The 18,865-nt window shown below is 61.6% G+C and carries 21 protein-coding genes; 8 read left to right on the top strand and 13 right to left on the bottom strand.

Annotation, left to right across the window (positions count from 1 at the left end):
* From GNZ21_RS02275 to pdhA, 3 genes are all read right to left on the bottom strand, one after another.
* On the bottom strand, positions 1-342 hold a 342-nt coding region (locus GNZ21_RS02275), incomplete at its 3' end, for a biotin/lipoyl-containing protein (RefSeq protein WP_331250804.1).
* Positions 339-1,322 carry an alpha-ketoacid dehydrogenase subunit beta gene (locus tag GNZ21_RS02270; RefSeq protein ID WP_198345949.1) on the bottom strand — a complete coding sequence of 328 codons (984 nt, stop codon included), beginning with the start codon at positions 1,320-1,322 and terminating at the stop codon, positions 339-341. The genes GNZ21_RS02270 and GNZ21_RS02275, both read right to left, overlap by 4 nt.
* A complete protein-coding gene (gene pdhA / locus GNZ21_RS02265) occupies positions 1,319-2,443 on the bottom strand; it encodes a pyruvate dehydrogenase (acetyl-transferring) E1 component subunit alpha (protein WP_229659557.1) in 1,125 nt (374 codons plus the stop codon). Before pdhA ends, GNZ21_RS02270 begins: the two co-directional genes overlap by 4 nt.
* 154 nt (positions 2,444-2,597) lie before the next feature.
* On the opposite strand from pdhA, the gene GNZ21_RS02260 reads away from it, so the two are divergent.
* Complete coding sequence (locus GNZ21_RS02260) at positions 2,598-3,074, top strand: Lrp/AsnC family transcriptional regulator (RefSeq protein WP_157320976.1); 477 nt, start codon at positions 2,598-2,600, stop codon at positions 3,072-3,074.
* 12 nt (positions 3,075-3,086) lie between these two features.
* On the opposite strand, the gene GNZ21_RS15640 is transcribed toward GNZ21_RS02260, so the two are convergent.
* From GNZ21_RS15640 to mftA, 7 genes are all read right to left on the bottom strand, one after another.
* On the bottom strand, positions 3,087-3,764 hold the full coding sequence (locus GNZ21_RS15640) for a vWA domain-containing protein (protein ID WP_331250805.1): 678 nt from the start codon (positions 3,762-3,764) through the stop codon (positions 3,087-3,089).
* Positions 3,765-4,073: 309 nt separating this feature from the next.
* Positions 4,074-4,970 (bottom strand): AAA family ATPase, encoded by an 897-nt coding sequence (locus GNZ21_RS02250; protein WP_198345947.1) that lies wholly within the window; start codon positions 4,968-4,970, stop codon positions 4,074-4,076.
* 32 nt (positions 4,971-5,002) lie between these two features.
* On the bottom strand, positions 5,003-5,839 hold the full coding sequence (locus tag GNZ21_RS02245) for a mycofactocin-coupled SDR family oxidoreductase (protein ID WP_157320972.1): 837 nt from the start codon (positions 5,837-5,839) through the stop codon (positions 5,003-5,005).
* A 34-nt stretch (positions 5,840-5,873) separates the two neighbouring features.
* The gene (locus tag GNZ21_RS02240; RefSeq protein WP_157320970.1) at positions 5,874-6,704 is read right to left on the bottom strand and encodes a mycofactocin-coupled SDR family oxidoreductase; all 831 of its coding nucleotides are present in this window, start codon (positions 6,702-6,704) and stop codon (positions 5,874-5,876) included.
* 42 nt (positions 6,705-6,746) lie between these two features.
* A complete protein-coding gene (locus GNZ21_RS02235; protein WP_157320969.1) occupies positions 6,747-7,553 on the bottom strand; it encodes a mycofactocin-coupled SDR family oxidoreductase in 807 nt (268 codons plus the stop codon).
* A 211-nt stretch (positions 7,554-7,764) separates the two neighbouring features.
* Complete coding sequence (mftB, locus tag GNZ21_RS02230) at positions 7,765-8,052, bottom strand: mycofactocin biosynthesis chaperone MftB (protein WP_157320967.1); 288 nt, start codon at positions 8,050-8,052, stop codon at positions 7,765-7,767.
* A 9-nt stretch (positions 8,053-8,061) separates the two neighbouring features.
* The gene (gene mftA, locus GNZ21_RS02225) at positions 8,062-8,190 is read right to left on the bottom strand and encodes a mycofactocin precursor MftA (RefSeq protein ID WP_150462735.1); all 129 of its coding nucleotides are present in this window, start codon (positions 8,188-8,190) and stop codon (positions 8,062-8,064) included.
* 154 nt (positions 8,191-8,344) lie between these two features.
* On the opposite strand from mftA, the gene mftR reads away from it, so the two are divergent.
* From mftR to mftF, 6 genes are all read left to right on the top strand, one after another.
* Positions 8,345-8,947, top strand: a complete 603-nt coding sequence (mftR, locus tag GNZ21_RS02220; protein WP_157320965.1) for a mycofactocin system transcriptional regulator — start codon at positions 8,345-8,347, stop codon at positions 8,945-8,947.
* Positions 8,944-10,524 (top strand): mycofactocin dehydrogenase MftG, encoded by a 1,581-nt coding sequence (gene mftG / locus GNZ21_RS02215; protein WP_157320963.1) that lies wholly within the window; start codon positions 8,944-8,946, stop codon positions 10,522-10,524. Before mftR ends, mftG begins: the two co-directional genes overlap by 4 nt.
* Before the next feature lie 125 nt (positions 10,525-10,649).
* Positions 10,650-11,915 carry a mycofactocin radical SAM maturase gene (mftC, locus tag GNZ21_RS02210; protein ID WP_331250803.1) on the top strand — a complete coding sequence of 422 codons (1,266 nt, stop codon included), beginning with the start codon at positions 10,650-10,652 and terminating at the stop codon, positions 11,913-11,915.
* 2 nt (positions 11,916-11,917) lie between these two features.
* Entirely contained in the window at positions 11,918-13,150 is a 1,233-nt protein-coding gene (gene mftD, locus GNZ21_RS02205; protein ID WP_157320958.1) for a pre-mycofactocin synthase MftD, read from the top strand.
* On the top strand, positions 13,098-13,847 hold the full coding sequence (mftE, locus tag GNZ21_RS02200) for a mycofactocin biosynthesis peptidyl-dipeptidase MftE (RefSeq protein ID WP_157320956.1): 750 nt from the start codon (positions 13,098-13,100) through the stop codon (positions 13,845-13,847). The genes mftD and mftE overlap by 53 nt, the downstream gene beginning before the upstream one ends.
* Positions 13,840-15,291 (top strand): mycofactocin biosynthesis glycosyltransferase MftF, encoded by a 1,452-nt coding sequence (gene mftF, locus GNZ21_RS02195; RefSeq protein WP_157320954.1) that lies wholly within the window; start codon positions 13,840-13,842, stop codon positions 15,289-15,291. Before mftE ends, mftF begins: the two co-directional genes overlap by 8 nt.
* Here mftF and GNZ21_RS02190 read toward each other — a convergent pair whose 3' ends face one another.
* Positions 15,292-16,710 (bottom strand): class II fumarate hydratase, encoded by a 1,419-nt coding sequence (locus tag GNZ21_RS02190; RefSeq protein WP_157320952.1) that lies wholly within the window; start codon positions 16,708-16,710, stop codon positions 15,292-15,294.
* 149 nt (positions 16,711-16,859) lie between these two features.
* Between GNZ21_RS02190 and GNZ21_RS02185 the strand changes: the two genes are divergently transcribed.
* A complete protein-coding gene (locus GNZ21_RS02185) occupies positions 16,860-17,624 on the top strand; it encodes a rhomboid family intramembrane serine protease (protein WP_157320950.1) in 765 nt (254 codons plus the stop codon).
* A 28-nt stretch (positions 17,625-17,652) separates the two neighbouring features.
* Here the strand turns inward: GNZ21_RS02185 and GNZ21_RS02180 are convergent, their stop codons facing one another.
* Positions 17,653-18,147 (bottom strand): hypothetical protein, encoded by a 495-nt coding sequence (locus GNZ21_RS02180; RefSeq protein ID WP_157320948.1) that lies wholly within the window; start codon positions 18,145-18,147, stop codon positions 17,653-17,655.
* Positions 18,148-18,263: 116 nt separating this feature from the next.
* Entirely contained in the window at positions 18,264-18,794 is a 531-nt protein-coding gene (locus GNZ21_RS02175; protein WP_157320946.1) for a hypothetical protein, read from the bottom strand.
* Between the last annotated feature and the right edge of the window lie 71 nt (positions 18,795-18,865).

Raw genomic sequence — 18,865 nt, 5'->3', positions numbered from 1 at the left:
GTTGCCGGTCTTCTCCTCCGGCTGTGCCTGGTCCCGGGGCTCGGTGCTGGTGCTGTCCTGACCAGCAGGTGGGGCGGCGTCGTGCCCTGCCTCCCCGGCGAACCGAACGATGGGGGTGCCCACCTGGACTGTCTCCCCGGGTTCGGCCAGCAGCGCCTCAATGACCCCGGCCTGCGGGCTGGGCAGCTCGACCAGGGATTTGGCGGTCTCGATCTCCACCAGCACCTGGTTGACGGTGACGGTTTCGCCCGGGGCGACCTTCCATTCGGCGATATCGGCCTCGGTGAGTCCCTCACCCACATCGGGGAGCCGGAACTCGGTGGCCTGTGCTGCGGTGCTCAATGTGTCATCACGTCCTCCACTGCGTCCAGCAGCCGGTCCAGATCCGGCAGGTAGTGCTCCTCCATGCGCGAGGGCGGGTAGGGCAGGTGGAAGCCGCCCACCCGGGCGATGGGTGCCTCGAGGTGGTAGAAGGCCCGTTCCACCATGCGGGCAGAGAGTTCAGCCCCCATCCCGAGGAAGGTCGGGGCCTCGTGGCCGATCACCAGCCGGCCGGTACGTTTCACGGATTCCTCCAGCAGATCCAGGCCGAGGGGGTTCAGTGATAGCAGGTCCACCAGCTCCACCGAGATGCCCAGCTCTGCCGCCTGGGTGACCACTGTCTGGGCCACCGGGGTCAGCGGACCGTAGGTGACCAGGGTGACGTCGGTTCCCTCGGCGAGGATCCGCGCTGCGCCCAGGGGTTCAGCGGCCTCAGTGTCCACCTCCCCGCGCATCCAGTAGCGGCGTTTGGGCTCGAAGACGATCACCGGGTCATCGGATCTGATTGCTTCCTGCATCACCCAGTAGGCGCTGTGCGGGTCTGAGGCTGTCATCAGGCGCAGCCCAGCATGGTGGCCAAAGACCGCCTCCGGGCTCTCCGAGTGGTGTTCGGGTGAGCCGATCCCTCCGCCGTAGGGGATGCGGATGGTCACCGGAAGCGGCTGCGTTCCGCCGGTGCGGGAGTGGAGTTTTGCCAGCTGGGTGACGATCTGGTCGTATGCGGGGTAGACGAACGCATCGAACTGGATCTCCACCACCGGGCGGTAGCCGCTGACCGCCAGGCCGATGGCGGTGCCCACGATGCCGGACTCTGCCAAGGGTGTGTCGATGACCCGGTGCTCGCCGAAGTCCTTCTGCAGGCCTTCGGTGATCCGGAAGACTCCGCCGAGCTTGCCGATGTCCTCACCCATCAGCAGCACCTGGGAGTCGCGCTCCATACTGGCCCGCAGACTGGCGTTCAGTGCTGCGGCCATAGTCATAGTGGTTGCTTCAGCGCTCATCGGTCCGCCTCCTCGTCCAGGGCGGCAAGATAAGCCAAGTAGCTCTCCTTCTCCTCCTCCACCAGGGGGTGGGGCTCGCGGTAGGCGTGGGAGAACATCTCCTCCGGGGCGGGGTCGGGCATCGCTTTGCAGGCCTCACGCACCTCGGCGGCGAACTGCTCACCGCGCTCTTCGAGCTCAGTCTCGTACGCCTCGTCGATGATGCCCTCCCGGTGGAGGTAGCGCTGCATGCGCAGGATGGGGTCGCGGCGCTCCCAGGCCTCCACCTCGGCCCCGGAGCGGTATTTGGTGGGGTCGTCTGCGGTGGTGTGCGGCCCGCGCCGGTAGGTGTAGGCCTCGATGAAGAAGGGGCCGGCTGCGCTGCGCACCCGGTCCAGGGCCTGCTGCGCCACCGCCCAGCAGGCCAGCACATCGTTGCCGTCAACCCGCACGCCGGGCACCCCGAAGCCTTCGCCGCGCCGGTAGAGATCGGCGGAGGTCTGGGTGTGCACCGGCTCGGAGATCGCCCACTGGTTGTTCTGGCAGTAGAAGAGCACCGGTGCGTTATAGGCTCCGGCGAAGGTCAGCGCTTCGGAGACATCGCCCTGGGAGGTGGCGCCGTCGCCGAAGCAGGTGACAGTGGCGACATCGCGCTCAGGGTTCTGGTTGCCGACTCTTCCCTGCAGGTTCATGCCCATGGCGTAGCCGGTGGCGTGCAGGGTCTGGGTGCCGATCACGATGGCGTAGGTGTGGAAACGGTGCTTCTGCGGGTCCCATCCGCCGTGACTGGTGCCGCGGAAGACCCCGAGCAGGTCTGCCGGCTGCAGCCCCCGGGCAAAGGCCACTCCGTGCTCACGGTAGGAGGCAAAGACGAAGTCCTGCGGCCGCAGGGCCTGGCCGAGTCCGATCTGTGCGGCCTCCTGCCCCAGGCTGGGCGGCCAAAGTCCCAGCTCACCCTGGCGCTGCAGGGCGGTGGCCTGGGTGTCGAAGCGGCGCAGTAGCACCATGTCCTCGTACATGCGCCTCATATCATCGGCACTGAGGGTGCTCAGGGCGTCCTCGTACTCCGGGCAGGGGGTGCGATTGCCCTCGGCGTCCAGCGCCTGCACCATCTCGGTCTCTGTGCTGACCGTCTGTGTCATGGAATCTCCGTTGATCGGCCGCTGACTGCCAGAGGGCAGCCATTACCTAACACGCATTATGATCACCGTCACATGCCGATTCAGGCAATAGTGTGCAGCCGAATTGAACAGAATGGTGAAGGAGGCCCCAGGGCAGTGCATTAGAGTGAGCACTATGACTACTAAAGTGACGCAGGGCACACTTCTAGACGCTACGGATAAGCAGATCCTGCGTGCCCTGGATGATGACCCGCGGGCCACGATTGCTTTTCTGGCCCAGTCGCTGGGCCTGGCACGCGGCACAGTACATGCCAGGCTGCGGAAGCTCTACGGACCGGACGGGCTGGCGGCGGAGACCATCAAGGTGCCGCCGGGGGCGGTGGGCAGACCGCTGCGGGCGATCATCACCGCCCAGGTAGAGCAGGCTCAGTTCGAGGAGTTGGTGAAAGATGTCTCCGAGATCGAGGAGGTGGTGGAGTGCCTGGGCGTCTCCGGCAACCACGATCTGCACATCGAGGTGGTGGCCGCAGACGCCGAAGACATCTACCGGGTGACTCAGCGGCTGATGATGTGCCGCGGAGTCACCCGGACCTCAACGATGATCGTGCTGCGTGAGGTCATCCCGCGTCGGATGTCACAGCTGCTTCGCTGAGTGGCTGCTGGATTAGCGGGCGGCGAAGACTGCGCTGATGGCTGGGGCGACGTCGCGGTAGGTATGGATGGTGCGGAAGATTCCCAGGCCTTTCGCGGCAAGTTCACGGCCAAGTTCGATGTCCTTCTCGCCGGATGAATCCAGCAAGACGTCGAGCCTTGGCAGCTGGGCCGCGAGCGGTCGTGGGTCCGGGCCCGCGTTGTGCACACAGTCCGAAAGCAGGATGACCCTGGTGTCGCGGACTGGAACCTGGCTGAGCTGCTTGGCTGCCAGTTGCAAGGGGAAAGCAACATTGGTCAGCCCTTTGGCTGGCAGTCGCAACAGATTGTCGAGGAGTTCAGCCGAACGGACTGACTGGCCAGGCTCCAACAGCACGGCGGCATCGGACCAGAAGGCGATGACGCCGAGGTTGTCGCGAGCGAGTTCTCCGGCCAACGCACCGACTGCGGCTGCGGCGGTGCGGACGCGCTCTCCACGCATCGAACCGGAGACATCGACCAACAACACCACGGAACGGGTAGTCCGCGTTCGGTCCCGGACGATGATGTCCTCGTCTTCCGGAACAGGCCGTTCGGTGAGCATCTCGAGTGTTCGGTCGAGGTCGATATCGTCGCTGCCACCGCGGTACGGAAGGCTGCCGAGCTCCCCAGCACCTCGGACCGCGGTCGCTTCAAGCCGCGGACGGGGCACGGAGAGTCGGGCCGCGATCTGCTGAGCTCGTGCTCGCACTATGGGGTCAAGCTCAGATGTCTCTCCTACGAGATCTACCAGTTCACCCTGTTCGTTGGTGAATCCCGTGCCGTTGGAACCTGGCTTGTTCGGTTTGCCACCTGCTGTACGTCCTGCTGAGGATGCTTGCAGGATGAGGCCACCGGCGCCGCCTGACACTTCGAATAGGGTGGGCGGGGCGTCCAGTTGTTTGGGCTTCCGGTGCAGGGGGCGAGCTTTGCGGGTCTTTCGTGATTCCCGCTGCAGAGGCGAGTCGGCCTCGATCTCTTTTCAACCGGGTGCCGCAGCTCGGGGCTCTAGAATGAATCGGTCTTCCCAGATTTCGCGCAGTACGTGTTCCGGGACCAGTTCTGATGCCTCGTCCACGTGGATTCGCCCGGAGAGTGCGACGATCATGGCGTCGAACACCAGACCGCTGTATGCATCACCCTCCGGGGAAGACACATCACGGAGCTCGGCCAGCTGGCGGGCGACCAGCGTGAGGTCAATGGCGCCTCGCACACTGGAGCCCTGGTACACTTCAGGGTGCCTTCGGGTCGCACGCGTCACTGCGACTGAATCGCTGATCAGCTGTTCCCCGAGTTGACCAGAGGCGTTGGTGCGCAGTGCGACGATCCGCTCTTCGGCGTCCGCGTCTTGGTAATCGACGGCCAGACGGTTGAGCCGGTCGTGGACACTGTTGGAGAGACGGGTGGTTCCCACGTTGTCGTAGGGGTTCATCGAGGCGATAACCCTGAACGTGGGTAAGGCGTTGATCTTTCCGACACGAGGCACCGAGATCGCCCGGTCAGCCATTGCTGTCAGCAACGTATTCAATGTGTCTTCGGGTGCTCGGTTGAACTCCTCAATGTATAGGAATCCGCCCTGCTGCATTGCATCGACCAGTGGGCCTGCCACAAAGTTGTCCTCACTGTAGTCCTCTTTGAGCACGCGGGAAGGGTTGTGGTGGCCGACGAGCTTGGCAGGCGTGAGGTCGGCGTTACCCTCCACAAAGAGCAGCGGGATCCCCCACTCCTGGGTGATAGCTGTTAAGAGGGTGGTTTTACTGGTGCCCGGCGGTCCCTCCAGCAGCATGTCCCGCCCAGCGGCAACGGCAGCGAGCGTCAGCTCAAGTTCACGCTCACGGCCCACCACCTTCTGCGCGATCCGCTGCCGATGCTCCCCCACACTCCTCAACACACCATTGCTCACGTCAGCTGTCATTTGATAGTCACACCAGCGTCCACGGGGAGTGTGACGCCCGTGACGTAACGGCCTTCATCAGAGGACAACCACACGAGCGCGTTGGAGATATCTATGGCCTCCACCCACGGGATCGGCAAGGCGTTCATCTGTAGTCCGACTTCTCCGAGATTCTCCCGCGTGGGGTTATCGAGGTCTGGTCTGAAAAGTTGATACATGGAGTCATGCATGATCATCGGAGTGTCAACCATCGTCGGGTGAAGGCTGTTGACTCTGATCTTCTCAGGTGCCAGCTCAAGTGCCAGGGTTCGCATGAGCCCGACAACTCCGTGCTTGGCTGCAACGTAATGGGCGATATTCTCGTTGGCTTGCAGGCCTGCCCCAGAGCTAGTCAGAACTATAGATCCACCATTGCCGGCAGCTTTCATATGGGGGATGGCAGCTTTGCATGTGCGCCACACTCCGGTCAGATTTATCTCCTGCATGTCGACAAAATCTTCGTCGGGAATCTCATGGGCACGGTTCGGAGTGCCCAGGATGCCGGCGTTGCCAGCGACAATGTCAAGCCTGCCGCCCAGTTCCGCAACACCCATGTCAACGACTCTTTTGATTTGGTCGAGGTCTCTTACGTCGGCTTTTTCGGCGACGATTCTCCGGTCGAGGCCCTCGACCTGGCGAATGGTCTCCTGCAGGTCTGCCTCTGTGGCTCCAGGCGCGGAATCCGTTGAGACGCCTTCACAAATATCAAAGGCGATGATGTCTGCACCTTCTTCTGCCAGGCGTACCGCATGCGAGCGCCCTTGCCCACGAGCAGCGCCAGATATCAGCGCGACTTTTCCTTCCAAACGTGCCATCTTGCTTTTCCTTTCGAGGAGTTCGTACGGAGCCTTACTTGAGGAAGTTCCCACCATCGACCGGGAGCGTCACGCCCGTAATGTAGCGACCTTCCTCAGATGACAGGAACAGCAACGCATTAGAAATATCCACTGCTTCCACCCAAGGGATGGGGAGCGCAATCACGGACTGGGAAGCCTCAGCGAACTCCTCTTTGGTGGCGTTCTCTTTACCGGTGAAGAGGTTGTAGATCCTCTGGTGCTGGATCATGTCAGTGTCAACTTGGGTAGGATGAATGCTGTTGACTCGAATCATGTCTGGTGCCAGTTCTAGAGCCAGCGTGCGCATCAGCCCTACTACTGCGTGCTTAGCTGCCACGTAGTGGGACATGTTGTAGTAGCCTCGAATTCCAGCCTCAGAGCTGGTGATTACTATTGAGCCGCCGCCTCCAGACTCCTTGATGTGTGGAATGGCTGCTTTACATGTACGCCATACACCATTCAGATTTACCTCCTGCATGATGACGAACTCATCGTCTGGAATGTCCTCGGCCACGTTAGGGCTTCCCGCAATCCCAGCATTGGCGGAGACTATGTCTAGTCGTCCAAGTTCTGAGACCCCTTGGTCGACTACAGACTTGACCTGCTCATAGTTCCGAACATCAGCCACACCCGAGACGATTCTGCGGTCAAGCGCCTCTACTTGACGCACAGTCTCCGCAAGGTCCTCTTCAGTCGCGGGCGGTGCGGAGTTACTGGGCACCGCCTCGCAGACGTCGAATGCAATGATGTCTGCACCCTCTTCAGCTAAACGGATCGCGTGTGAGCGTCCTTGCCCACGTGCGGCGCCGGAAATCAGCGCCACCTTTCCTTCCACTCGTCCCATTGGGACCTCCTTGATCTTTGAATTTGATGAAGGCTTCGGAAATCAGTAACTCGTCATGCCGCCGTCTACCGCCAGGGTGTGGCCAGTGACCCAGGTCGATTCATCGGAAGCAAGGTAGAGAACGGCATTCGAGATCTCTCGCGGCGGCATCGAACCAGGGAACCACTGCGTGAACATGCCCATTAGATCCGGATTCTCCTTGCTGAACCCGTCAAAGAGCTCCATTGCTCCAGTAGCCATATCTGTATCGACACCACCAGGGTGAACGCTGTTTACGCGCACCTTGTCCTTTGCTAGCTCCATCGCGAACGATTTGGCCAGTGCCGTGACACCGAACTTCGCAGCGTTGTAGGGCACATGGAATGGCACCGGTTTTATCCCGGCGGCCGAACTTGTCAGAATGATCGATCCCCCACCACCGGAGACCAGATGCCCCACCGCGGACATGATGGTGTTCCAGACTCCGGTGAGGTTGATGTCGATGGTGTCCTGAAAAATCTCTGGAGTGATATCACGCCAAATGGCCGGAATGTCGATGCCGGCATTCCCGACAATCACGTCCAATCGCCCCAACTCGGCGACCCCTTTGTCAACCACTGACTTGAGGTCTGAAAGACTCCGGACATCAGCCTTCTCAGCAACGATCCTTCGATCCAGCGCCTCGACCTGCCGGACGGTTTCCGCGAGGTCATCTTCAGTAGCGCCCGGGTAGGGCGTACCAGGAACGGCTTCACAGATGTCCACCGCGACGATGTCAGCGCCCTCCTCTGCCAACCGCAGGGCATGAGAGCGTCCTTGCCCTCTGGCCGCCCCGGTAATGAATGCCACTTTTCCTTCTACACGTCCCATGACAAGGTCCTTTCGATGCGAGGGGAATATTGGCGCAACAGTCGCGCAGGCGATATTGTGATGTTCGCCACATTAGTGGCACTGAGTGCCGTTGTCCAGAGATTTTTGAAACTTTATCGAAATGTTTCAGTCGATCATTCGATAAATAAAATGACCCTCTACCCGAGAGCGTTTCACTCTCAGGTGAGGGTCTTTCTCCGAGAATCTTAGGCTAAGTCTGCGCCATCACCTCATCGGCAGGGCTGACCATCTTCGAATCACAGAGCACCCGGATCGCAGTCAGGTACTGCTCCACGGAGTCTTCCTCAACCCCCGCGGCCAGCACTGCAACCCACGCACTGGGCTGGGACCCCAACGATTCGACAATCCGCAGCAGTGTCTTGTCCTTCAAGAAGGACAACTTTCGCGTACCAAAGTGATAGAGCAGCGCACCAAAAGGCTCCGGCCGCACTGCGACCTGCTCACTGAGCCGATAGGGCTGATCTGGATCGAAGGACATATCTGCCGATCAGTAGACTCCACACATGCCATCGATGGAGACCTCCTCCACCAAGGCATCCTCCTGAACACCGGCATCCACGGTAGCCTGATCCTCTCGATCAGCCTCTGCCTGCTGTTTAGGATCGAACTCTGACATCTGTCTCATCTCCTCAACGGCGGGGCAACCTCAACCCGCCCAATAGTGGCGATATTGTCTATCACCGACCATGATGGTCGTCAGTGATCCACATCATAATAGTGGCACTCGGTGCCGAATGGAAGAGTAGAGTTTGAGAACTGACGTTGATGCCATGACGATTGCCGATAGCAGCAGGAGTTCCTCCCGGGGCCGCACCCCGCTGACCAGCAAGGCAACTCTGAGCCGCATCGGCTTGGAGCTGTTCATCGAGCGCGGCTTCGATCAGGTGACAGTGGATGACATCGCTGAAGCTGCCGGCATCGGTCGCCGCACCTTCTTCCGGTACTTCCCCTCCAAGAACGATCTGCCCTGGGGCGACTTTGAAGCACTCCTAGACCAACTCGAGTCCCACCTCGACACCGTCGACCATGAGGTACCCCTCTTCGACGCACTGAGGACCGCGGTCAGCGAGTTCAACCGCTTCCCCGGCGACGATCACGCCCTGCACCGAAATCGCATGGAACTGCTCCTGACCAACCCAACGCTGGTTGCACACTCCACCATTCGGTACGAAGCCTGGCGCACAGTGATTGCAGAGTTCACCGCCCGACGTCTCAACAAGCCCACGGATCACCTGCAGCCCAAGACCATCGGTCAGATCTGCCTGGGAATCAGCGTCTCCGCCCACTATCAGTGGCTGGACCAAGCGGGCCAGAGCTTACCTGAGCTCATCGACTCAGGCTTCCAGCTGGCCCGGGATGTTTTCTTGACGTGAGGTACGACACCGTCATAGTCGGTGGGGGCACATCAGGTTGCGTCGTTGCCGCCAGACTGAGCGAGAATCCAGAGCGTTCAGTCCTGCTCATCGAAGCAGGTCCAGTACCCCGGAACCCCCCGGAAACCCACAACGACGCCGTCAACGGCACTTCACTACGTGCTGCACACCCCTCCAGTCCGCTCACGTGGCATTACCCGGCCCGACTCACCGCCTCACGCAGCGCCGCTGTTGTCCGAGGCAAGGTTCTCGGCGGCTCCTCGGCCATCAATGGCGGCTACTTCATTCGCCCCCGACCAGAAGACTTCGACCATTGGGCATCTGTTGGAGGCAGCGCATGGTCCTACGACCACGCGCTGCCGCTTCTTCGGCGGCTGGAGACGGACCTGGATTTCGCACACCATGCACAACACGGCAGCAGCGGCCCCATGCTGATCCGACGACCGTGGACCACGGACCCCACAGGCGGACTCGACTCAGTCTTCGCCACGGCAGCTGAGGCAGCGGGCCATCCCTGTAGCAGCGACCTCAACGGGACAGCGTCATTCGGTTTCGGCTCTATCCCTACCACCATGGTCGACGGCATACGTCGCAGTGCCGCCATGCAGTACTTGCTCCCTATCCTTGACCGGCCCAACCTGAAGGTCCTGGGCAAAACGCGAGTACTGAGCGTGAAGATCAACCAGGGCAGGGCCGTTGGCGTGGACTGCGCCAACGCTGCCGAAGGAACATCACAGTTCATCCCAGCCGGAGAAGTCGTACTCGCGGCAGGCGCACTGAGCACCCCACAGCTCCTGATGCTCTCAGGTGCAGGAGATCCCGATGACCTTCGCGCCGTCGGAGTCAGGCCAGCGATCGACGCCCCTGGCGTCGGCAGAGGGCTCAGCGACCATCCGGACATCACACTCAATCTGGAAGTATCGCAGGACGCGCTGCCCGCAATTACTCGGAACCACCAGCCCGGCCCCGCATTCAGTACAGCACTGCATTTCCCGGCGGAGCGTACCGGTACCAAGAACGCACTCGAACTGCTTATCACTTCGACCCCGAACCACAAGCTCTTCGGCAGCGAGGCACCCCAACACGGAACTCAGGAGCATCTACTGATGCTGGGCCTGATGAGTCCAGCCTCCCGCGGAAGCCTACGGCTGCGCACGGCCGATCCCTTCGAGTCGCCATTCATCGACTACAACTATCTTGACGCCGCTGGGGATCAGACAGCCCTTCGTGCAGGACTCCGTGAAATACTCCACCTCCTTACCGACTCTGCGATGCAGGAGGTTTTTGTCAGCCTCCCTCGGCTCAGCGGCGATATGCCCAATGAGGAGGTTCTCGACGATGACGACTTACTGAACCGTTGGATTTCAGATCACATCGGCACCCGCTTTCACACCAGTGGCGGTGCCAGGATCGGGCCCGTTGACGATCCTGAGTCAGTGGTCAACCAGCGCGGTCAGGTGCATCAGGTTCAGTGCCTGAGAGTCGCAGACCTCTCACTCCTGCCCTCAGTTCCGTGTCGAGGAACCGCCAATACCTCAGTCTTCATCGGCGAGCTGATCAGCGATTTCATGACATGAACCGCCATATATACCTAGACAATGGCACTCAGTGCCACTAATGTGTGGAGCATCACAAGTCTAGCTCAGTGAAAGGGAACCTCATGACGGCGGAAACCCTGGCCCCACCCGAGACTCGACCTGCAGTGAGCCCACACCAGCAGCCAACACGCCTGGTGGACCATTTCGAGTACGGGCTCGATGCGCCCATCTGCCTGACCTGGGAGTTGACCTATGCCTGCAATCTGACCTGCACGCATTGTCTGTCCAGTTCGGGGCGCCGCGACCCACGCGAACTATCCACCGAAGAGTGCAAGGCGATCATCGACGAGCTGCAGAGAATGCAGGTCTTCTATGTGAATATCGGCGGTGGTGAGCCCACTGTCCGCAGCGACTTCTGGGAGTTGGTCGATTACGCCACCAGCCACAATGTGGGCGTGAAATTCTCCACCAATGGAGTGAAGATCACCCCCGATGTCGCTAAAGATCTCGCGGCCAATGACTACGTGGACGTACAGATCTCGCTGGACGGCGCTACTGCGGAGGTCAATGACTACATCCGGTCAAAGGGCTCCTATGACATGGCGATCCGAGCTATGGAGAATCTGCAGGCGGCAGGAATGGAGAACTTCAAACTCTCAGTGGTCTGCACCCGATGGAACATCCCTCAGCTGGATGAGTTTAGAGCCATTGCAGACCGCTATGGCGCCCAGCTGCGTCTGACCCGGCTGCGGCCCTCTGGACGCGCAGTGGACGTCTGGGATGATCTCCACCCCACCCAAGATCAGCAGAAGCAGCTCTATCAATGGCTGGTGAAGCATGGAGATGAGGTGCTGACCGGAGATTCGTTCTTCCACCTCTCCGCATACGGACAGTCACTGCCCGGACTCAATCTCTGTGGAGCGGGGCGCGTGGTGTGCCTGATCGATCCCATCGGTGAGGTCTATGCCTGCCCCTTCGCCATCCATGACGAATTCCTCGCGGGCAACGTCCGGGAGCCTGGCGGATTTGAACGGGTATGGAAGGAATCTGCGTTGTTTCAGGACCTGCGTGAGCCCCAATCCGGCGGCGCCTGCTCGTCCTGCTACTTCTTCGACTCCTGCAAGGGCGGCTGCATGGCGGCAAAGTTCTTCACGGGGCTGCCGCTGAACGGTCCCGACCCAGAGTGTGTGCGCGGTTTCGGCGAGGAACTGCTCAAGGAACGTGACGAGACCGCACGGCCTAAACCCTCAGGCGACCACTCACACCGTGCCTCTCCCCCAAGGCCCCGTCCCAAGACCAATCGCAAAGTGCCCGTCACTATTCAGTCCGGGCCGCCCTCGCCCAGCGCGCCTCCCGTCTCAGCCTGCGATGAAAGCCCATTAGCCGGCTTTAGCCCGGGCCAGGCTGCACAGCACAACGGAAGGCAGTAAATATGGCTGGCGGATGGTTCGAGACGGTGGCAGTTGCCCAACAGCGCGCCAAGCGGCGCCTGCCACCCTCAGTCTACGGTGCTCTGGTCGCTGGATCAGAGAAGGGCATCACCATTGCCCAGAATCAGGCAGCCTTCGGCGAGATTGGGTTTTCACCACATGTAGCCGGACACAAGCCAAACCGAAATCTGGCGACTGAGGTGATGGGCATCCCGATCTCAATGCCAGTACTTATCTCCCCGACTGGCGTCCAGGCCGTCCACCCTGAAGGTGAGTTGGCGGTAGCCCGAGCCGCTGCGAACCGTGGAACCATCATGGGGCTGAGCTCTTTCGCCTCCAAACCGGTGGAAGCCGTGGTCGAGGCAAATCCCAACACTTTATTCCAGATCTACTGGTGCGGCACCCGGGATCAGATCCTGCAACGTTTGGAGAGAGCCAAGGCAGCCGGGGCAAAAGGCATCATCGCGACCCTGGACTGGTCATTCTCCAATGGCCGCGACTGGGGTAGCCCCTGGATTCCGGAGAAGCTGACGGTAAAGGCAGCCGCGAAGTTCGCCCCCCAAGCGCTAAAGAGACCCAGCTGGCTGCTGGACTTTGTCCGTTCTGGCCGCGTCCCCGACCTGACCGCTCCCAATCTGCATGAACCTGGCGGGGAGACTCCTACGTTCTTCGGAGCATACGGCGAGTGGATGAATACCCCTCCCCCTACCTGGGAAGACGTTGCCTGGCTGCGTGAGCAGTGGGATGGACCCTTTATGCTCAAAGGTGTGGTCCGCGTGGATGACGCCAGGCGCGCTGTCGATGCCGGAGTCACCGCGATATCAGTGTCCAACCACGGCGGCAACAATCTGGATACCACGCCCGCCAGCATTAGGGTACTGCCCGGTATCGCCGAGGCTGTGGGCAAGCAGATCGAGGTGCTCTTGGACGGCGGCATCCGACGCGGCTCCGATGTTGCCAAGGCTGTGGCACTCGGGGCAAAGGCCGTGATGATCGGACGAGCCTACCTCTGGGGGCTGGCTGCCAATGGGCAGGCCGGAGTCGAGAATGTGCTCGATATCCTGCGTGGCGGGCTGGACTCTGCAGTACTGGGACAAGGGAAAAGCTCTATCCACGAGTTGCGCGCCGAGGATCTCGTGGCCCCAGACGGATTCTTCCTCAGACTCGGAGAGGACGGACTCGATGACCGAGCCACCCAGCACAGAGACCCCGCACCGGAGGCTGTCCGCTCTTGAGTACTGCGCGTGGCCGGAGCTGACCGGACGAGCAGTCACAGTGCTGCTGCCGCTGGGATCCACAGAACAGCACGGCCCACATCTGCCGCTGAATACTGACACAGTGATCGCGACTGCTGTGGCGAAATCCGTGGCTCAGAGGATCCGCACTGGGGAGCACCACGCCTTGGTCTCCCCCGCCCTTCCCTACGGATCCAGCGGAGAACATCAGCAGTTCTCGGGAACAGTCTCCATCGGCCAGGCTGCGCTGGCGAGGCTGCTGGTCGAATACGGCCGATCAGTACTGGAGTGGGCGTCACGCTTGATCTTCGTAAACGGTCACGGCGGCAACCTGGTACCGCTGCGCCAAGCAGTGGAGAAGCTCCATTTCGAAGGGCGTGAGGTGCAGTGGGCCAGCTGTTCCTCAGCTGCCCCCGATCCCAGTGATAGTCACGCAGGTCTTATCGAGACTTCCCTGATGCTCTACCTGGAGCCGGAACAAGTCGACTTGAGCAAAGCCGCCCAAGGAAACACCCAACCGCTGCACCAACTGCTTCCGGAGCTGCGGCGAGGCGGAGTGCAATCTGTGAGCAGCAATGGTGTGCTGGGCGACCCGCGGGGAGCCAGTGCCGATGCGGGGCGCAGGACTTTCGAACAGATCATTCAGTTCGTACTGCACCAGTTAGATCCGAACACTAAAGGTGCATATAATGACTGACCCCGGCCCAGCAGAGTCTTGGATCCCGCCAGGAGCTCAAGTCCGGCTCAACAAGCATGCCCGCTTTCTCAGCAAGAACGTACTGATGGGCGGCTCACCCTCACGCGTGCTTACCCTGACGCACCGCGCAGACAAGTTGCTGGCCGACGCGGGTCTGACCGTCACAGACGACCTTTCGAAGAGACTCGCCGAGCAACTTACCGAGACGGGCATTGCTGACCCAGTTCCTGAGACGCTTCCTGGACAGGACACCACACAGATCACCGTGGTTGTTCCGACCTACCAGCGGTCACTACAACTGAAGCGGCTCCTGTCGAGCGTGAAATTCTGCCTGCCGAACAGCCCGGTGATTGTCGTTGACGATGCCTCCGGCTCAGAGAGTAAAGGGATCGTCCAGCAAGCTGAAGCCCATGGCGCCAGGTACATTCTGTTGGAGCAGAACTCGGGACCTGGCGAAGCCCGGAACGCAGGACTGGCCGAGATCAGCACCGAGTTTGTGCTCTTTGTAGACACCGATGTAGTGCTGCAGAAGGACGGTATTGACCTGCTCCTCCGGCACTTTGCTGACCCCCGGCTAGCCGCAGCGGCACCGCGGGTGTTGAGCTTACCGGGCTACGGTGGCGGATGGATCACTGACTACGAGGGCGCTCGCTCCTCACTGGACCATGGGCCCGACGCCGGACTGGTCCGACCACACTCTCCACTCTCCTGGATCTCGACCACCTGCCTTCTGATGCGAACTCAGGCGGCACGCATAGGATTCAGCCCCGGCATGCGAGTAGCCGAGGATGTAGATCTGGTGTGGAGGCTACACTCCACGGAGTGGAGGGTGCGCTATGAGCCATCATCCACGGTGTATCACGAGCATCGATCAACGGCTCAAGAGTGGTTCACCAGGAAGTTCATCTACGGCACCGGGGCAGCAGACCTGGCGCAGCGCCACGGCAACCTGGTGGCTCCCGCTGTCCTCGCCCCCTGGGCCGGTGCGGTCCTCATCTGCGTTGCCGTGCAGCGCCGCTGGAGTCTGACCGCCGCAGCAGTGCTGACAGGTTGGGCATACACATCCATGGTGTGGAAGCTGCGCAGCTTGAGCCTCGCCCGACAGCAGCGCCTCCTCTTGGCCAGCCGGCTCATCAGCTTCGGGCTACTCACCGCAGCCGGACAGGGGGTCGCCCTGACCGTGCGGCACTGGATTCCTGGCGTCGTCGTTGGGTCTCTTTTCTCGAAACGTGCGCGCAGACTGCTGCTGCTCAGCACAGCGATTGACACCGCATGGGAGTACGTCCGCCTGAAGCCGGAGATGAGTCTCGCAAAGTTTGCCGCAGCCCGTCGCCTCGATGACCTCGCCTACAGTCTCGGCGTCTGGAAATCAGCCCTATGTTCGGGCTCCCCGAGGACCGCCCTAAGGACACTGGCTCCCACGCGACCCATGTGCCGCCGATGATCAGCCCGGGTGGGTCATGGACATGACGTCCAATGCGCTGTCCAGCTGCTCCTCGGTGAGCTCGCCGCGCTCCAGGTAGCCCAGCTCGACGACGGCCTCGCGCACGGTGACCTTGTTCTTCACCGCGTGCTTGGCGATCTCCGCGGCTGCCTCGTAGCCGATGTACTTGTTCAGCGGGGTGACCACAGACGGGGAAGCGCCGGCCAGGAACGCTGCGCGCTCCTTATTGGCGGTCAGGCCCTTGATCATCTTGTCGGCCATCACGTAGCTGGTGTTCTTCAGCAGGCGGATGGACTCCAGCAGGTTCTGGGCCATCACCGGGATGCCGACGTTGAGCTCGAAGGCACCGTTGGTGGAGCTCAGCGCCACAGTGGTGTCGTTGCCGATCACCTGGGCGCAGACCTGGATGGCGGACTCGCAGATCACCGGGTTGACCTTGCCGGGCATGATCGAGGAGCCGGGCTGCAGATCGGGAATGGCGATCTCGCCCAGGCCGGTGTTGGGGCCCGAGCCCATCCAGCGCAGGTCATTATTGATCTTCATCAGCGAATAGGCGATGGTGCGCAGCTGCCCCGAGGCCTCCACCAGCCCGTCGCGGTTGGCCTGGGCCTCGAAGTGGTCGCGGGCCTCGGTCAGCGGCAGTCCGGTGTCCTCGGCGAGGTTGGCGATAGCCTTCTCGGCGAAGCCCAGGGGGGTGTTGATACCGGTGCCCACCGCCGTACCGCCCAGGGGGACCTCGGCGACCCGCGGCAGGGCGGCGTCGACCCTTTCGATGCCGTAGCGGACCTGTGCGGCGTAGCCGGAGAACTCCTGGCCCAGGGTGACTGGGGTGGCGTCCATCAGGTGGGTGCGCCCGGACTTGACCACCTCGGCGAACTCCCCGGCCTTCTCCTCCAGGGCCTCAGCCAGGTAGGCCAGGGCCGGCTTGAGGTCGTTGATCAGGGCACCGGTGGCGGCCACGTGCACTGAGGTGGGGAATACGTCATTGGAGGACTGGGAGGCGTTGACGTGGTCATTGGGGTGGACTTCCTTGTCCGATCCCTTGTCCTTCAGATAGCGGTTAGCCAGGGTGGCCAGCACCTCATTGGTGTTCATATTGGAGCTGGTGCCGGAACCGGTCTGGAACACATCGATGGGGAAGTGCTCATTGAGCTCACCGGTCTCCACCTGCTCGGCAGCGGCCACAATGGCCTCGGCCAGCTCGCCGTCGAGCACGCCGAGTTCTGCGTTGGCCTTGGCAGCGGCCTTCTTCACCCGGGCCAGCGCCTCGATGTGGGCCGGCTCCAGGGTGCGCCCGGAGATCGGAAAATTCTCCACGGCGCGCTGAGTCTGCGCGCGGTAGAGCGCGGCGGCGGGCACCTTCACCTCGCCCATAGTGTCTCGCTCAATACGGTACTGCGTCTCTGAAGTCTCAGTCATAGTTGACATCCTATTGATAGGGAACGCGCTCGCACCACTTGCCCGGAAGATGACGACGCCGCCTGCTCGCCTGCCCTGCCCAGGATGGGGGCAGGATCAGGGCATACTCAGGGGGACACGCCGCGGTGGGCTTCCGTACTATGGGGACTATGGCCCATCAGGATTCTGCACGCTCAATCGGCGGGGATTTCCTCGCTGCGCTCAAACGGACCTTTGTGCCGGTGATCCTGCCGCTGGCGGCGATGTGGGTGATGTTTGTGCTCTCGCTGCTGCTGGGCAACTGGTTCAACCGCACGCTGGCGCTCAACGCCCGTGACTTCAGCGGTCTGATCGGGATCATCTTCATGCCGCTGCTGCACGGCGGGTTCGGCCACCTGCTGGGCAATACGATGTCGTGGATCCTGCTGGGCGGGATAACCTCCATGCTGACCCGCCAGTTCACCAAGGTGATGGTGGCCCTGTGGCTGCTCTCCGGGGCGATCCTGTGGATCATCGGGACCCCGTGGGTCTGCCACGCTCCGGCCGGCTCCGGCTGCGTGGTCAATCATGTGGGCGCCTCCACGGTCATCTACGGCTTCGCGGCGTTCATCGTGACCTATGCGATCCTCGCCCGCCGGTTCCTGGCGATGCTCTTCGGGGTCTTTGTGGCCTTCGTCTACGGGATCTCCATGCTGATCGGGATGCTGCCGATCACCCCGGGTGTCTCCTGGACTGGGCACCTCTCGGGTGCGATTGCCGGCGTCGTCGTCGCTTTCTTCTTCACCAAGGAGGCTCGCGCCCAACGTCAGCTGGGGGCTTCCGCCCCTGCCGAGGTTGCTGCCCCGCCCAAGAAGCTCAGCCGCTCCCACCGGAGCGGAAAGAAGGACGACGACGCCGGGGACGGCATGGAGATCGACTACTCCAAGTACATCTGAGGCCGGCTGCCCTGCCTCTGGTGCTTTCTCACTCGCTCAGCCTTTTGAACACCTCTTCGGCATCCAGGCCGTGGAGCCATAAGGTCCCGTCCGTGATCCGCGAATTGACTTCAGCGGCAAGGATGACGTCATCACCGGCACTGGTGACCAGCATGCCTTCTGCGCCACTCTGTTCAGCAAGCACCCCTGTGACCTCTGCCAGCTGCTCCACGGCTGCTCCCTCGACCTGGAGCTCCAGAACGAGCTCAGTTGAGTGCTCCTGCTCCCTCATTGCGACAGTACCCCCGGAGACCTCGATGACTCGTTCGGCAGACACGACATAGCAGGTGTCCCTGGACTCCTCATATCGGTGTTCCACGTCTTCGCCGCTGTAGTCCTCCGCGAGAGGCTCTCCCTCGCAGGGTCCCTGCTCAGCCTCAACTGCCTGCTGCATCAGCAGGTGTCTGCTCAGCGGGGTCGGTTCCTCCTCACTGGAGCAGCCGATCAGGAGAAGTGCTCCGGCCACCCCCGCAGAGGCCGTCATGCCTAACTTCCTGCGCAGACCTAACGAGGCCTTCATTCGAGCACCCGCCGGTGCTGCAGCGATGTCCATGGTTTCCCTCTCCCTGCTGCTCACGCACACCATCTGTTCTGTGTTCCTCACCCGTGATGGGGGCTGAGGGGACTGCTGGGGTCGTACTCCCAGTCCAGGTGCAGGGAACCATCGGACATGTGGACGTAGTCCCCGGTGGTGGTGGCCCAGAGGGACTCCGGCAGCACCTCCCAGGTGCCGATGTCCTCACCGGTCTCGAGGTCCACCACGATCTGCTCGTCTGAGGTGGTCACATAGAGCAGTCCGTCGAAGAGGGCCTCGACCTGAAGTCCGAGCTCAGAGACCCGCTCTTCCTCCAGGCTGAACACCAGCTCGCCGGAGCTGAGGTCGTAGGCCTGGAGATCCTGATCCTCGCTGGAGGCGGAGTAGTAGCCGAGGATGCCCCATCCGTAGGGGGCGGCCGGGTCGAGGTGCAGTTCACCGATGTGCTCCGCGGTGAGTACCACTTCCCCGCTGTGCGTGTCGTAGACGACCATGGTGTCCATATCCACCCAGTTCGCATCAGAGCTCTCGACGGCGCTCGTCCAAAACTGCTGGTGGGAGTAGTCGCAGTAGGCCCACCGGATCTCATCGGTCACTGCGGAGGCTGCCTCTTAACCGGCTAAAGTACTTGTTCCTGCTTGTCAGCGACACTCCGCAGAATCGGTCT

This window comes from Nesterenkonia alkaliphila, from assembly GCF_009758175.1.
GTDB classification, from domain to species: Bacteria; Actinomycetota; Actinomycetes; order Actinomycetales; family Micrococcaceae; genus Nesterenkonia; species Nesterenkonia alkaliphila.
Note: the sequence above shows the minus strand (reverse complement) of the source record. Positions and strands in the feature narration are given on the sequence as shown.